General features: G+C 64.5%; 15 protein-coding genes. 5 read left to right on the plus strand and 10 right to left on the minus strand.

All coding sequences use genetic code 11. The annotated features are described in order from the left end of the window. Nucleotides 1–28 precede the first annotated feature (28 nt). Complete coding sequence (locus IVA79_RS32970) at nucleotides 29–1,258, plus strand: MFS transporter (RefSeq protein WP_247561106.1); 1,230 nt, start codon at nucleotides 29–31, stop codon at nucleotides 1,256–1,258. 8 nt (nucleotides 1,259–1,266) lie between these two features. Here the strand turns inward: IVA79_RS32970 and IVA79_RS32975 are convergent, their stop codons facing one another. Then, nucleotides 1,267–1,722: a helix-turn-helix domain-containing protein gene (locus IVA79_RS32975; protein WP_247561109.1), complete on the minus strand. Its 456-nt coding sequence runs from the start codon at nucleotides 1,720–1,722 to the stop codon at nucleotides 1,267–1,269. Between the two features lie 76 nt (nucleotides 1,723–1,798). On the opposite strand from IVA79_RS32975, the gene IVA79_RS32980 reads away from it, so the two are divergent. Next, nucleotides 1,799–2,671, plus strand: coding sequence for a class I SAM-dependent methyltransferase (locus tag IVA79_RS32980; RefSeq protein ID WP_247561112.1), 873 nt, complete (start codon nucleotides 1,799–1,801; stop codon nucleotides 2,669–2,671). Further along, nucleotides 2,664–3,161, plus strand: coding sequence for a DUF2938 domain-containing protein (locus tag IVA79_RS32985; protein WP_247561115.1), 498 nt, complete (start codon nucleotides 2,664–2,666; stop codon nucleotides 3,159–3,161). Before IVA79_RS32980 ends, IVA79_RS32985 begins: the two co-directional genes overlap by 8 nt. 13 nt (nucleotides 3,162–3,174) lie before the next feature. Here IVA79_RS32985 and IVA79_RS32990 read toward each other — a convergent pair whose 3' ends face one another. Together IVA79_RS32990 and IVA79_RS32995 are read right to left on the minus strand one after the other, a co-directional pair. Beyond that, the gene (locus tag IVA79_RS32990; RefSeq protein WP_247561118.1) at nucleotides 3,175–3,669 is read right to left on the minus strand and encodes a VOC family protein; all 495 of its coding nucleotides are present in this window, start codon (nucleotides 3,667–3,669) and stop codon (nucleotides 3,175–3,177) included. A gap of 84 nt (nucleotides 3,670–3,753) precedes the next feature. After that, nucleotides 3,754–4,299 carry a carboxymuconolactone decarboxylase family protein gene (locus IVA79_RS32995; protein ID WP_247561121.1) on the minus strand — a complete coding sequence of 182 codons (546 nt, stop codon included), beginning with the start codon at nucleotides 4,297–4,299 and terminating at the stop codon, nucleotides 3,754–3,756. A gap of 139 nt (nucleotides 4,300–4,438) precedes the next feature. Here IVA79_RS32995 and IVA79_RS33000 point away from each other — a divergent pair, with 139 nt between their 5' ends. Together IVA79_RS33000 and IVA79_RS33005 are read left to right on the plus strand one after the other, a co-directional pair. Beyond that, the gene (locus IVA79_RS33000; RefSeq protein ID WP_247561124.1) at nucleotides 4,439–5,638 is read left to right on the plus strand and encodes an acyl-CoA dehydrogenase family protein; all 1,200 of its coding nucleotides are present in this window, start codon (nucleotides 4,439–4,441) and stop codon (nucleotides 5,636–5,638) included. Between the two features lie 148 nt (nucleotides 5,639–5,786). Beyond that, nucleotides 5,787–6,926: an acyl-CoA dehydrogenase family protein gene (locus IVA79_RS33005; protein WP_247561127.1), complete on the plus strand. Its 1,140-nt coding sequence runs from the start codon at nucleotides 5,787–5,789 to the stop codon at nucleotides 6,924–6,926. A gap of 232 nt (nucleotides 6,927–7,158) precedes the next feature. On the opposite strand, the gene IVA79_RS33010 is transcribed toward IVA79_RS33005, so the two are convergent. The 7 genes from IVA79_RS33010 to IVA79_RS33040 form a co-directional block, all read right to left on the minus strand. After that, complete coding sequence (locus tag IVA79_RS33010) at nucleotides 7,159–8,196, minus strand: amino acid ABC transporter substrate-binding protein (protein WP_247561531.1); 1,038 nt, start codon at nucleotides 8,194–8,196, stop codon at nucleotides 7,159–7,161. A 53-nt stretch (nucleotides 8,197–8,249) separates the two neighbouring features. Next, nucleotides 8,250–8,843, minus strand: a complete 594-nt coding sequence (locus IVA79_RS33015; protein WP_247561130.1) for a L,D-transpeptidase — start codon at nucleotides 8,841–8,843, stop codon at nucleotides 8,250–8,252. A gap of 329 nt (nucleotides 8,844–9,172) precedes the next feature. Beyond that, entirely contained in the window at nucleotides 9,173–10,147 is a 975-nt protein-coding gene (locus IVA79_RS33020; protein WP_247561133.1) for a hypothetical protein, read from the minus strand. A 103-nt stretch (nucleotides 10,148–10,250) separates the two neighbouring features. Continuing rightward, nucleotides 10,251–10,814 (minus strand): thioredoxin family protein, encoded by a 564-nt coding sequence (locus IVA79_RS33025; RefSeq protein WP_247561136.1) that lies wholly within the window; start codon nucleotides 10,812–10,814, stop codon nucleotides 10,251–10,253. A 31-nt stretch (nucleotides 10,815–10,845) separates the two neighbouring features. After that, nucleotides 10,846–11,544: a cytochrome c biogenesis CcdA family protein gene (locus IVA79_RS33030; RefSeq protein WP_247561139.1), complete on the minus strand. Its 699-nt coding sequence runs from the start codon at nucleotides 11,542–11,544 to the stop codon at nucleotides 10,846–10,848. A gap of 431 nt (nucleotides 11,545–11,975) precedes the next feature. Beyond that, the gene (locus IVA79_RS33035; protein ID WP_247561142.1) at nucleotides 11,976–12,587 is read right to left on the minus strand and encodes a sigma-70 family RNA polymerase sigma factor; all 612 of its coding nucleotides are present in this window, start codon (nucleotides 12,585–12,587) and stop codon (nucleotides 11,976–11,978) included. A gap of 445 nt (nucleotides 12,588–13,032) precedes the next feature. Next, nucleotides 13,033–13,770 (minus strand): response regulator, encoded by a 738-nt coding sequence (locus IVA79_RS33040; RefSeq protein ID WP_247561145.1) that lies wholly within the window; start codon nucleotides 13,768–13,770, stop codon nucleotides 13,033–13,035. Between the last annotated feature and the right edge of the window lie 9 nt (nucleotides 13,771–13,779).

Raw genomic sequence — 13,779 nt, forward strand, 5'->3', positions numbered from 1 at the left:
TCGCGGGGGATGCGAAGGAGAAGCGCAAATGCTCGATAACCCTCGTCACATCGCTCCGCTCGACGAATCCTCCCTCCGCTACGAAGGCTGGCGCATCGTCGCGGTCTGCTTCCTGCTTGCGACCTTCGGCTGGGGGCTCGGCTTCTACGGCCAGAGTGTCTATGTCGCCGAGCTCCAACGCGCGCATGGCTGGTCGGCCTCGCTGATCTCCTCCGGCACCACGTTCTTCTATCTGTTCGGTGCGCTGCTCGTCGTCTTCGTCGGCGAAGCTGTGCGGACATACGGTCCGCGCCTCAGCCTGATCGCCGGCACGCTGGCGATGGCGGCAGCTAGCGTCGCGATCGGCGCGGTGCGCGAGCCCTGGCAGCTTTATCTCGCCAATGCCGTGCTGGCCTTCGGCTGGGCCGGCACCAGCCTTGCCATGATCACCAACACGATCAGCCTGTGGTTCGACCACAAGCGCGGCATGGCGATCAGCCTTGCGCTGAACGGCGCCAGTTTCGGCGGCATCGTCGGCGTGCCGCTGCTGGTGACGCTGATCGGCCATATCGGCTTCGCCAGTGCGATGTACGCCGCTGCCGGCGCGATGCTGGTGCTGCTGCTGCCGGTGATCCTGCTTCTCGTCGGCCGTCCGCCGGATCATCACGGTTGGCACGCGGCGGCCAAGGCGAAGCCGCAATCATCAAGGGAGATTCAAACAGCTGCGCTGCGCGATGTCGGCTTCCTCACCGTGACGATCGCCTTTGCTCTGGTGCTGTTCGCGCAAGTCGGCTTCATCGTGCACCTGATCTCGTTCCTCGATCCCGTGATCGGCCGCGAGCGCGCCGCGGTTGCGGTCGCGGTGCTGACCGCGATGGCGGTGGTCGGCCGCGTGCTGTTCTCGTTGGTGATCGATCGCCTCAACCAGCGGCTCGCATCCGCGCTGTCGTTCCTCAGCCAGGCGGCGGCGCTCCTCGTCGTTATCAATCTGCACAACGACTATGTGCTGATCGCGGCCTGTGCGGTGTTCGGCTTCTCGGTCGGCAATCTCATCACGTTGCCGTCGCTGATCGTGCAGCAGGAATTCGATTCAGCCTCGTTCGGCGTGCTGATCAGTCTGAATACTGCGATCAACCAGGTGACGTATGCGTTTGGTCCCGGCGTCGTCGGGGCCTTGCGCGATTGGTCCGGTGGCTATGCCCTGCCGTTCTATCTCTGCATCGCGCTGGAGCTGGCGGCCGCGGCGCTGATCTTGGTGCGGGGCAGGCGCGTGGAATAAGAAGCGGTTCAACGTGCGCGGCGCTTGCTGGTCGTGCTCCGCACCGAGCGCGGCGCCGCGAGCTTCCGCTCGATTGCGCCGGATGCCGCTGCCCGCAGCAGGCGGCGGAAAGTCGGACACTCCATGTGGCTTGGCGCCGGACAGACGGCTGCGTGCCGCAACCCCTCGCGCATTGCCGTCAATCTGTGGATCGTTCCATCAAGTTCCTCCGCCTTGGCTGCCAGCTTGACTCGGTCGATGCGCGGGCGCCCGTCAGGTGCGAACATCAGGGCAATCTCATCGAGCGAGAAGCCAGCCGCGCGTCCGAGCGCGATCAGCGCCAGCCGATCCAGCACCTCCGAATCGTACAACCTGCGCAGTCCGCGCCTGCCGATCGGGACGATCAGTCGCTTTTCCTCATAGAAGCGCAGTGCCGACGCCCGGACACCTGACCGCCGCGAGACTTCGGTGATGTCGATCTTCATCGCTTGACCTCAAGTTGACTTGAAGTGGCAGAATGCAGCTTCCATCGCGAAGAGGCAAGATGAAGGGAAGGCGGTCATGGACATCGCGCGACAAGAGCACGAGCAGATGCGGCTTTGGAACGGCCCTGCCGGACGAGCCTGGGTGGAGGCGCAGGACATCCTGGGCGAGATGTTCAAGCAGTTTGAAGGGCCGCTTATTGAGGCCGTTCGCGCCGGATCGGCGCGTCGTGTACTCGACCTCGGATGCGGGACCGGCGGCCTGACGGTCGCCGCTGCGCGAAAACTTGGAGAAGGCGGCGGGGTCGTCGGCATAGACATCTCCGCCCCGATGATCGCGACGGCGTTGGCCCGCGGCACTTGCGAAGGTGCATCGGTCGGATTCATCTGCGCCGATGCGCAACGTCACGAATTCGAGGCCGCGAGCTTTGACACCGTCATTTCACGCCTCGGCGTCATGTTTTTCGATGACCCGGTTGCCGCGTTTGTGAATTTGCGACGCGCCGTCACAGAAGGCGCCGAGCTCCGCTTCATTGCATGGAGGAGCGCGGTCGAGAATCCCTTCATGACGACAGCCGAGCGGGCCGCCGCGCCGCTCCTGCCGGATCTTCCGGTGCGTCGTCCCGATGGGCCAGGACAGTTCGCCTTCGCCGATCGGGATCGAGTCAGAGCAATCCTTCAAAGCAGCGGCTGGATCGACATCGATATTCGAGCCATCGACATTCCGTGTAGCTTTCGCGCGAGCGACCTCCGCCGCTACATCACTTGGCTCGGGCCTGTCGGAACCATCCTGCAGAACGCCGACGAAGCGATGCGCGAAAGGGTCATCGACGCGGTGCGACCGGGCTTCGATGACTACGTGCAGGGAGCCCTGATCTGCTTCACGGCCGCATGCTGGGCAGTCAGTGCGAGGGCGCAGTCCGGTGACCCCGGCGAGGTGCCCAATGGGTGAGGCGATGGCCTTCATCGCTGGCGCCGCGCTGATCGGATGTGGAGCGACTGCGGTGATCGATGTCTGGGGGATTGTCCGCGCACGGTTGTTCGGCGTTGCCATGCTGGATTATGGCCTGGTGGGCCGCTGGGTCGCTCATCTCGCGCGCGGACGCTTCTACCATTGCCGGATCGCGGCCTCAGACCCGGTGCGCGGCGAGCGCCTGATCGGTTGGACGGCTCATTATCTGATCGGCGCTATCTTTGCTGTGATTCTGCTTGCCATTGGCGGGCCTGATTGGTTGCGTTCCCCAACGATCGGCATCGCATTGACCGTCGGAATCGGCAGCGCGGCTGCGCCCTTCCTGATCATGCAGCCTGGCATGGGCCTCGGCGTCGCGGCGAGTCGCTCGCCACGTCCGAATGCGGCCCGCCTCAACACGCTGCTGACGCACGCCCTATTCGGTCTTGGGCTGTACGCGGCCGGATACGTCGCGAGCCTCGTGCTCTGACCGATGGTGTTGGCTATGCCTCCCGATCCCGCAGCAGCGCCTCCACATCCAACCGCTTCGTGAACATCGCGAGCTTCCCGTCCGGCCCGAACGGCCATTGCTCCCGCGGCTTGTCCCAGTACAGCTCCACGCCGTTCTCATCCGGATCGCGCAAGTAAAGCGCCTCGCTGACACCGTGGTCGCTGGCGCCGTCGAGCGCAATGCCGGCCGTGAGCACGCGGTGCAGCGCGTCCGCCAGCGCAGGCCGTGTCGGATAGAGGATCGCGGTGTGATAGAGCCCCGTCGTTCCTGGCGGCGGCGGCGAGCCGCCCTTGCTCTCCCAGGTGTTGAGCCCGATGTGATGATGATAGCCGCCGGCCGAGATGAAGGCCGCACCCGAGCCCATCTTCTGCATCAGCTCGAAGCCGAGTACGCCGCAGTAAAAACCGAGCGCGCGATCGAGATCGGCGACCTTGAGGTGGACATGGCCGATCCTTGTGCCGGCGGCGACGGCTGGGCTTTGCGACATGTGGCTGCTCCGTTGATGAACTCCACATAGGGCGAGCCTCGGGACAGTGCTATGGCCCATCCCGAAACCCAAGGTTTCCGGAAACTAAGCCAGCTCCTGCACCTCGCCCTCGGGCAGCTCGAACTCAAAGGTGTTCAGCGTCATCGACACCAGCGTGTAATAGCCGCACAGCCCGATCACCTCGACGACGCCGCGCTCGCCGAGCACCTTCACCGCCTCATGATAGAGGCCCTTCTCGACGCCGTGGCCCTCATGCAGTGATTTTGCGAGATCGTAGATCATCTTGCCCTTGGGGTCATCGAACTCAGGCGTACGGCGGTCGCGGATCGCGTCGATGATGTCAGGGGCCATGCCGCCGGCGAGCGCGAGGCGCTTATGCGCGTACCATTCGTAATGCGCGGTCCAGTGCCGCGCCGTCACCAGGATCGCGATTTCCGAAAGCTTCGCCGGGTAGATCGTGTCGAAGCGCAGCACCTCGCCGAGCCGCGTGGCGTGGCGCGCCATCTCCGGGCTGTTGAGCCAGGCCATCATCGGCGCCGGCGGCTTGCCGCGTTTGCCGGCGATCGACTCGTCATAGGTCTGGCGTTGGCTCTCGTTCATTTCGCCAGGCGAAAGAAGCTTCAGGCGCATGGTCGTTTCCTCTTTGTTTTCAAGCTCGCCATGGCGCCGACTATAGCCGATGCGCAGGCAACGGAAGTGGTTGAATTCCGCGGGGGCTTGGCCCAGAGTCGCGCCCAACAAGCCGATTTTTGAGTGATGGAAACGGACCATGAGCGACACTGAGACCGCCGAACTCGAAACATTCCGCAACGAGACGCGCGCCTGGCTGGAAGCCAATTGCCCGCCGGAAATGCGCAAGCCCGCGACTTCGGACGCCGACGTGTTCTGGGGCGGACGCAACGCCAAATTCTCCTCCGAGCCGCAGCGCATCTGGTTCGAGCGCATGCGCGACAAGGGCTGGACCGTGCCTGACTGGCCGAAGGAATATGGCGGCGGCGGATTGAGCGCGGCCGAGCACAAGGTGCTGCGCGCCGAGATGGGAAGAATCGGCGCGCGTCCGCCGCTGTCGAGCTTCGGCATCTGGATGCTCGGGCCGGCACTGCTGAAATACGGCAACGATGCCCAGAAGACGGAGCATCTGCCAAAGATCGCCGCGGGCGAGATCCGCTGGTGCCAGGGCTATTCCGAGCCGAATGCCGGCTCGGATCTCGCCTCGCTCCAGACCCGCGCCGAGAGCGACGGCGACGATTTCGTCATCACCGGCCAGAAGATCTGGACGTCCTACGCCAATTACGCCGACTGGATCTTCTGCCTGGTGCGCACCGATCCCGCGGCCAAGAAGCACGACGGCATCAGCTTCATCCTGTTCGACATGACCTCGAAGGGTGTGACGACCAAGCCGATCCTCCTGATCTCCGGCTATTCGCCGTTCTGCGAGACCTTCTTCGACGGCGTCCGCGTGCCGAAATCGCATGTGGTCGGCACCGTCAATCGCGGTTGGGACGTCGCGAAATATCTGCTTCAGCACGAGCGCGCGATGATCTCAGGCATGGGCGAGCGCGGCGTTGGCCGTCCGCTCGGCCAGATCGCGACCGATTCCGTCGGCACCGACGCGCTGGGGCGGCTCGACGATGCGATGCTGCGCGGCAAGATCGCCAGCTTCGACGTCGACGAGGCCGCACTCGCGGCCTGCGCCGAGCGCGCAGTCGATCTCGCCAAGGCAGGGCAGGCGCATCCGGCGTTCTCCTCGGCGATGAAATATTACGGCACCGAGCTCAACAAGCGCCGCTACGAGATCCTGATGTCGGCCGGCGGTGTCGATGCGCTGGAATGGGAGAGCGAGCGCTCCAAGCACGGCGCCCGTCCGCGCGCCTGGCTGCGCACCAAGGCGAACTCGATCGAGGGCGGCACCAGCGAGGTGATGCTCGGCATTGTCGCCAAGCGCATCCTGGATCTGCCGGGGGCGTAGGACTTTCGGTCGTTCCGGGGCGATGCGCAGCATCTAGCCCGGAACCTCGAGATTCTCAGGTGCGCAATTGCGCACCGTAGTTCGCGTCTTCGACGCGCCCCGGAATGACTCAACAAAAGCATCCCACCAGACGTTAGAGACTTTGCACATGGCCCTCGTCCTCACCGAAGAACAATCGATGCTCCGCGACAGCGCGCGCGGGCTGATCAGCGACAAGGCGCCGGTGTCGCACCTGCGCCATTTGCGCGACAGCAAAGACCCCACCGGCTTCTCGAAAGAGCTTTGGCACGCCTTCGCCGAGATGGGATTTGCCGGCCTGCTCGTGCCGGAGGAGTTCGGCGGCAGCGGGCTCGGCTATGTCGAGGCCGGAATCGTGATGGAGGAGATCGGCCGCACCTTGATGCCCTCGCCCTTCCTCGCCACCTCAGTGGTTGCCGCTTCCGCGCTGAACCGCGGCGGCAATGCCGCGCAGAAATCGGAATACCTGCCGAAGATCGCGAGCGGTTCGTTGCTTGCGACGCTGGCGATCGACGAAGGCGCAAAGCATCGCCCGTTACAGACCAGCTTGCAGGCCGTGCGTGCCGGCAACGGCTTCAAGCTCTCGGGCGCCAAGGCCCTGGTGGTTGACGGTCACGTCGCCGATCTCGTGATCGTTGCTGCGCGCACCGCGGGCTCCGCGGGAGAACGCGACGGCCTGACGCTGTTCCTGGTCAACCCCAAGGCCAAGGGCGTCGCGGTCGAACGCACCATCATGGTCGACGCGCACAATGCCGCCCGGATCGAGCTCGCCAATGTGGAAGTCAATGCCGACAGCGTGCTCGGCGAAGTCGATCAGGGTGCCGCCCTGCTCGATGGCGTGCTCGACGTCGGCCGCGGCGCGGTCGCCGCTGAAATGGTAGGCCTCAGCGACGAAGTCTTTGGCCGCACCGTCGAGTATCTCAAGAACAGAAAGCAGTTCGGCAAGCTGATCGGCGAATTCCAGGCGCTGCAGCACCGCGCCGCCGAGCTCTATGTCGACATCGAGATCACCCGCGCCGCCACCATGAAGGCGCTGCAGGCGCTGGATGCGGACGTCGCCAAGGCCGCGCAGGCCGTCGCGGTCGCAAAGGCGCGCGCCGGCACCACCGCGACGCGCGCGGTGCAGGAGGGCGTGCAGATGCATGGCGGCATGGGCATGACCGACCAGTTCGACATCGGCTTCTTCATGAAGCGCGCACGGGTGTGCGAGGAATTGTTCGGCGATGCGAACTACCACACCGAGCAGCTGGCAAGGGCGCGCGGGTATTGATCGGGGACCTGTAGCCCGGATGGAGCGAAGCGAAATCCGGGGTTCTCTCCGCGCGGCGAGCCCGCCCCGGATTGCGCTGCGCTCCATCCGGGCTACGGCACCGAGTGGTTGGGCTGCGCCTGCCCCAAGCTCGTCATTGCGAGGAGCCCTTGCGACGAAGCAATCCAGAGTCTTTCCGCAGAGGCAGTCTGGATTGCTTCGCTACGCTCGCAATGACGGCCGATAGGCCGCCTTACCTCATCGGCGGTGCATACTGCACGCCACCCGCGTTCCAGAGCTGGTTCATGCCGCGTGGGATCTTCAGCTTCGACTTCTCGCCGATATTGCGCTCGTACATCTCGCCGTAATTGCCGACGTTGCGGATGATGCGGACGGCCCAGTCCTTGGTGAGGCCGAGCTGCTCGCCGTAACTGCCTTCGGTACCGACGAGGCGCATCACTTCGGGCTTCTTCGACTTCAGGGCCTCGTCGATGTTCTCCGAGGTGACGCCGAGCTCTTCGGCGTTGATCATCGCGTACAGCGTCCACTTCACGATCATCATCCAATCGTCGTCGCGCTGGCGCACGACGGGGGCGAGCGGCTCCTTGGAGATCATGTCCGGCAGGATCATGTGGTCGCCGGGCTTCGACAGGTTTATCCGTAGGGCGTAGAGCTGCGAGACGTCGGCGGAGAGCGTGTCGCACTTGCCGGTGTCGTAGGCCTTCACGACGTCGGCGAGGTTTTCGAACTTCACCTCGTCATACTTCATGTTGTTGGCGCGGAAGTAGTCGGCGACGTTGAGCGCCGTCGTGGTGCCGGCCTGGACGCAGACCTTGCTGCCGGTCAAGTCCAGCGAGGTCTCCTTGTTGCGCGAACGCGGCAGCATGAAGCCTGCACCGTCGTAATAGGCGACCGCGGGGAAATAGAGGTCATAGTCGAGCTCGCGCGCCATGCTCCAGGTCGAGTTGCGCGAGAGGATGTCCACCTTGCGGCTCTGCAATTCCTTGAAGCGTTCGCTGGCATCGAGCGGGATGAACTTCGCCTTGCCCGGGTCGTTGAAGATCGCCGCGGCCACCGCGCGGCAGAAATCGACGTCGAAGCCGGCCCAGTTCTTGTTGTCCTCGGAGTACGAGAAGCCCGGCAGGCCCTTGTTGACGCCGCACAGCACCTCGCCGCGGCGCACGGTGCGCTTCAGCGTACGGGTGTCGTAGAACTCGTAGATGATGGCCAGAACGGCGACCAGCACGGCGACCGCGAGCCCGATCAGCAGGCCGCCTCGAAAACTGCGCATCATGTTGCTCTCTCGAAAAATCGGGAAAAGGAGTGTGGACGAAGAGGGGATATTTAGAGTTCAGGCTTCTGCCGGATGACCACCTTGGTGCCAACAGGGACGCGTTCGTAGAGGTCAGCGACGTCGTTGTTGACGAGACGGAAGCAGCCCGAGGACACCTTGGTGCCGATCGTATCGGGCCGGTTGGTGCCGTGGATGCGGTAGACCGTGGTGCCCAAATACATGGCGCGGGCGCCCAGCGGATTGCCGGGGCCGCCGGCCATGAAGCGCGGCAGATAGGGCTGGCGCTGGATCATCTCCGGCGGCGGCGTCCAGTCCGGCCATTCCTTCTTGTTGGTGATCGTCACCAGCCCCTGCCACTGGAAACCGTCGCGGCCGACACCGATGCCGTAGCGGATTGCCCGCCCGCCGGGCTGCACCAGATAAAGGTGACGCTCGGCGGTCGAGACGATGATCGTGCCCGGCGGTTCGGTGGTGCGGAAGTAGACCACCTGCTTCTGCCATTCCGGCTCGAGCTGGTAGGCCTCGTCGGCGACCAAGCCCGGCTCGTCGCCGCGGTCGGGCTGCTGGGCGAAGGCTTGCGGGGCGGACAGAATAAGCCCCACCGCAGCCATGAACATCCCGGTCAGGCGACGCAAATCCGTCATCTCAAACTCTCCCCGCTGCCACAGCGCAAATCATTCAAAGGCATCAAACCTGAGGGGCAAGTTCATGGCAAGTTGATGGCGCGACGCCCTGGTATGGCGCGAGAATGCCTATGGTTTTTTGACGGAGTCGGGCAATGCCACAAACAGGGGATGGCGCGAAAAGCTTAGGTTATGGGGTCGCGCACATGATGAGGCGGATGGATTGAAGGCCGATCGAGTCTGGCCACCCCAGCGCTCTCTCCGTTCCCTCCTCCCTTGCGGGGCCCCGCAAGGGAGGAGGGAACGCACCTACGTCGGGGAGCTAGTCGAGTCTTAATCCCGTCATCCGTCTAAATCTTATTGCTCTCCGCCGGGATCCCCAGCCGCCGCACGATCTCCGTCGCCACGGCGCGGGCCTCGACCCGCGATCCGATCCGCGGGCTGCGAAACCTCCGCCCCGAGTGCAGTCGGATCACGACGATGCAGTGCTCGTCCTCGGACCGGCCGCGGCGCTCGACGGTGATCGTCTTCACGTCGCCACCCTGGATGTGGTCTGCGCGCAGGCTGCCGTCGCCCCACAGCCGTTCGACGCGAATGTCGGCTTGCCGGATGATCCAGAAGGCGCCGGTCACGAGGTTGGCGTAGCGGTGCACGGCAAACGCGGCGATCGCGCCGAGCGGCAGCAGCAGGATATCGACATGGGTCGGCGATAGCCCCCGCCAGAGCTTGTAGGCGTAGGGGACGGCGCACAGCGCGACCGCGATCAGCGACACGATCCAGATGTCCCGCGCGGGAAACGGCTCGAGCGGCTCGCCGAGATGCATCTCGGGATGGCTGGCATCGAGCGGATTGACGGGGTCCTCGACATTGGGGACTTCGAACTGCGCCGCGATTCGGGCCACGGTGTCGCGAACATGGGTGACGTCGGAGATCGGCGGCGACGTCAGGCGCTCCCCCGAGGTCAGCGTGAAGACGAGTTGAAAGCGGGCCTTCACCCGCTTGCTGCCGGGAACCTGTAACGCCGTGATCTCGTCTTTCCCGACGAGGCGCGTGCGCAGCTTCCCGAACGGGCTTTGCCGCCCGATCAGGATCTCGTTCGGCGTGATGATCCACACCACCGCCGGCACCATCATGATGCCGACGACGAACCCTGCCCCGACGAGCAGCGCCACCACGGAGATGATGATCTCCATGGTGTCGTGCGTGAACAGGCCCGGCGTGAAGCAGAGCGCAACCGCGGCCGCGCAGCCGGCCACGATCAGCCGCTGCGCGATCGAGGAACCTTCACGAAGGCGAATGTCGGTGCTGGTGTTCGCGTCGTCCATCGCGGGCGGCTGATTTCAAGGCTTGCGAAACTCCACGGACGGGTCCGTGGAGTCAAGCAACAAGGACGAGACCTGAAATCCGCCGCGCGATGCCGGTGTGGCGTCAACTGCTGGCGTTCAGCAGCTTTGCCACGGTGCGGTCGATCTGGTCGTAAGCCCCTTCGCCGGCATGCTGGAACACGATCTTGCCGGTCTGGTCGATGATGTATTGGGCCGGCCAATATTGGTTGCGGTAGGCGTTCCAGGTCTTCGAATCATTGTCCTGCGCCACCGGATAGGAGATGCCGTGGCGCTTCAGTGCCGCCTGCACGTTGGAGGCCGAACGCTCGAACGGGAATTCCGGAGTGTGCACGCCGACCACGACGAGGCCCTTGTCTTTGTACTTGGCGTAGAGCTCGGTGACATGCGGCAGCGTGTTGACGCAGTTGACGCAGCCATAGGTCCAGAAATCGACCAGCACGACCTTGCCGCGGAGATCGGCGATGCTCAGCGGCTTGGAGTTGAACCAATTGTTGATGCCGGTGAAATCGGGCGCGGTCTGCTGGCTCGCGGCGGCGGTGACGACAGGCGTCGCGCGCGCGGCCTCCTCGCAGATGCCGGGGATGACGGCGCCGGTCACGGTGAAGCCGATCAGCGCGGCGGCTACAGTGAGCAGTTTGAAAGTCATGGAAGCGTCCTCCGGTGAAATGAAGCGATGATCACAGGCCGATCTGGCCGGTGGGATAGAAGCCGGTAAGCCACGCCACGATCAGCGTGTCGTATTGGAAATAGGCGGCGAGCGCGAAGCCGATCACGACGATTCCAAAACCCTGCTGCAGTCGCGGCGAGATCCGCGAAAGGCTGCGCACGCGCGTGGTCGCGGCCTGTCCGCCATAGGCGATGAGCAGCATCGGGATCGCCGCGCCGATGGCATAGGCGATCAGCAGCGTGCCGGCCCAGCTCAGGTTCTTCGAGGTCGCAACCAGCGTCAGGATCGAGCCGAGCACGGGGCCGGCGCAGGGCGTCCAGACCAGGCCGAGCGTGGTGCCGAGGATCAGCCCGCCGAGCGCGCCCTCGCGCTGCGCGGCGCTGGAATTGCCGAGATCGAGCCAGCCATTGAGCCGGATCGACAGCCATTCGAACGGCGCCGGCCACAGCATCAACAGGCCGAAGCCGAGCAGCAGGATCGAGGCCGCCTCGCGCAGCACGTTCGGATCGAAATCGAACAGCCGCGTCAGCGCACCTAACAGCAGCGCGACCGCCGAGAAGGAGACGACGAAGCCGAGCGCGATCATCGCAGGACGCAGATGCCCGGCGCGTCCGATCGAGGCGCCAAGCAGGATCGGCAGCATCGGCAGCGTGCAGGGTGCGGCGATGGTGAGGATGCCGGCGAGGAGAGCGAAGAGCAGGTCGAGCATTGGCCACTCGTGGATGGGGTCACGAGAACAGTTCGGGCGCGGTGGGGCGCTCGTTACGCGGCGTCACGCCTTCGTGACGGGGCGGTAGTTGCGGAGTCGTCATGCCCGGGCCTGTCCCGGCATCCACGTTCTTTGTGCTGCGGGGAAGGCGTGGATGGCCGGGGCAAGCCCGGCCATGACGATGTGGAGGCGTCACGGCCCTCTCAATGCCCGCATCAATCCCCCCAAACACAAAACGACCCGGAGGGGGGCATCCCGTCCGGGTCGTTGGAGGTCCTTGGGAGGTTTAACGAAACCGTATGTCAGCTTTATAGGAGAGAAGTTTTTCCGCCTGATGTTGTGCTTTGTTTCAATTGTTTCGTCGGCGGTAACACTTCCGTGTCCTCGGGAAGGACCCGACATCGGGCCCTATCCCTTTGAAATCGTTGAGGTCAGGCGGCGAACCGCTCGACGCCGCAGCCTTTAAGCAATTCGGCCAGTTGCTTGCGGGCATAGAACATCCGCGTCTTCACAGTGCTCTGGGGGATGCCGATGATCTGGCCGACCTCCTCCACCGACTTCTCGTGGTAGTAGACGAGGTTGATGATCTCGCGATGCGCGGGTGACAGCTTCTGCACGCAGGCGCGCAGGATGGCGCTGGTGTCGCTGCGGTCGAGCGAGGTCTCCGGCGTCTCCGCATCGTCGGGAATCTGGCGCACGTCCTCCTGGTCGATGTCCTCGAAGCGGCGCTGGCGCATCGCGGTCAGCGCCTTGAAACGGGCGATCGACAGCAGCCAGGTCGAGACCTGGGAGCGGCCCTGGAACTGGCCGGCAGTCCGCCACACGTCCAAAAACACCTGGCTGACGAGGTCTTCCGCCGCGGTGGCGTCACGCACGATGCGCAGGATGAAGCGGTACACCCGCACATTATGCCGGCAATAAAGGATATGCATCGACGTCGGGTTGCCGCCGGCAATGCTCTCGAGAAGCATGTCGTCCGAAGTCGCCTGAGCGGCGATGATGCTCTGGCTGGCCTGGGCGTTGATGGCGATGACGTTCCGCATGGACTTGGCTCCCCGTAGCGCCGCAACCGAGCGGCGTTTCCTTGAGCCGAAGTGTTAATGAGCCAACGTTTCGGGACGTCTGCACGAAAAGGAGAAAATGGTTTCGTGCGCCGCCAAATTGTTTCGTCGGAGGGGAGGCGACGAAACATTCGGGGCAAAAAGTCGTGAAATTTCAATGTGCGGGAAATGCGGGGCCGGTGTTCGGCAGGGCAGGAACGAATTTCCGGGCCTTGCGTTCGGTCGCGCTAGACCCATTGCCGTCCTCCCGGAGCGCGAGGCGCGCAGCCAAGACGCCGGTCTCGTAGGGTGGGCAAAGGCGCAAAGCGCCGTGCCCACGAGCTCTCGCAATCATCCAGGGAATGGTGGGCACGCTTCCGCCTTCGCTCTTCGAGCTACGGCGGACAGGTCGCTTTGCCCACCCGCACCTGCTTGCGCGGCGCCGCCCCTACGCCTTCTCGCCCGCCGGCGAGAACAGATAGCCGCCGCCGCGGATGGTGCGGATCACGGCGGGCTTGGCCGGATCGGGCTCGATCTTGCGGCGGATGCGCATGATGCGGAGATCAACCGCGCGGTCGAAGGCTTCGGCGTCGCGCGCATTGGCCAATTCCAGCAGGCGCTCGCGCGACAGCACGCGCTTCGGATTGGCCGCGAACACTTTCAGCAGCCCGAACTCGGACGCGGTCAGCGGATGCTCGTTGCCCTCGTCGTCGCGCAAGGCCTGGGCTTCGAGGTCGAGCCATTTGGTGCCGAACCGCACCAGCTGCTCCTTGTCGGATTTCGCCGCCGCAGCTTCCGGCGCCGCCGCCTTGGCCGGCACGCTCCGCCGCAGTACCGAGCGGATGCGCGCCATCAGCTCGCGCAGCTCGCAGGGCTTTGCCACATAGTCGTCGGCGCCGAGCTCGAGCCCGACGACGCGATCGATCGGGCTCGCGGTTGCGGTGAGCATGATGACCGGCACGTTGATGCGGCTCTTGAGGTCGCGGATGATCGAGAGGCCGTCCTCCTCGGGCATGTTGAGATCGAGCACGACGAGGTCGGGCATGCTGCTGTCGATCGCAGTGCGCAAGGACTTGCCGCCGTCGCACAGCGTCACGGTGAAGCCGTGCATCTTGAGATAATCGCCGACCATCTCCCGGGCCGGGGCTTCATCGTCGACGATCATGATGTGCTGGCTTTGGGTCATGGTCTCTGC

Origin of the sequence: Bradyrhizobium sp. 138, from assembly GCF_023074075.1 — a bacterium.
Lineage (GTDB): Bacteria > Pseudomonadota > Alphaproteobacteria > Rhizobiales > Xanthobacteraceae > Bradyrhizobium.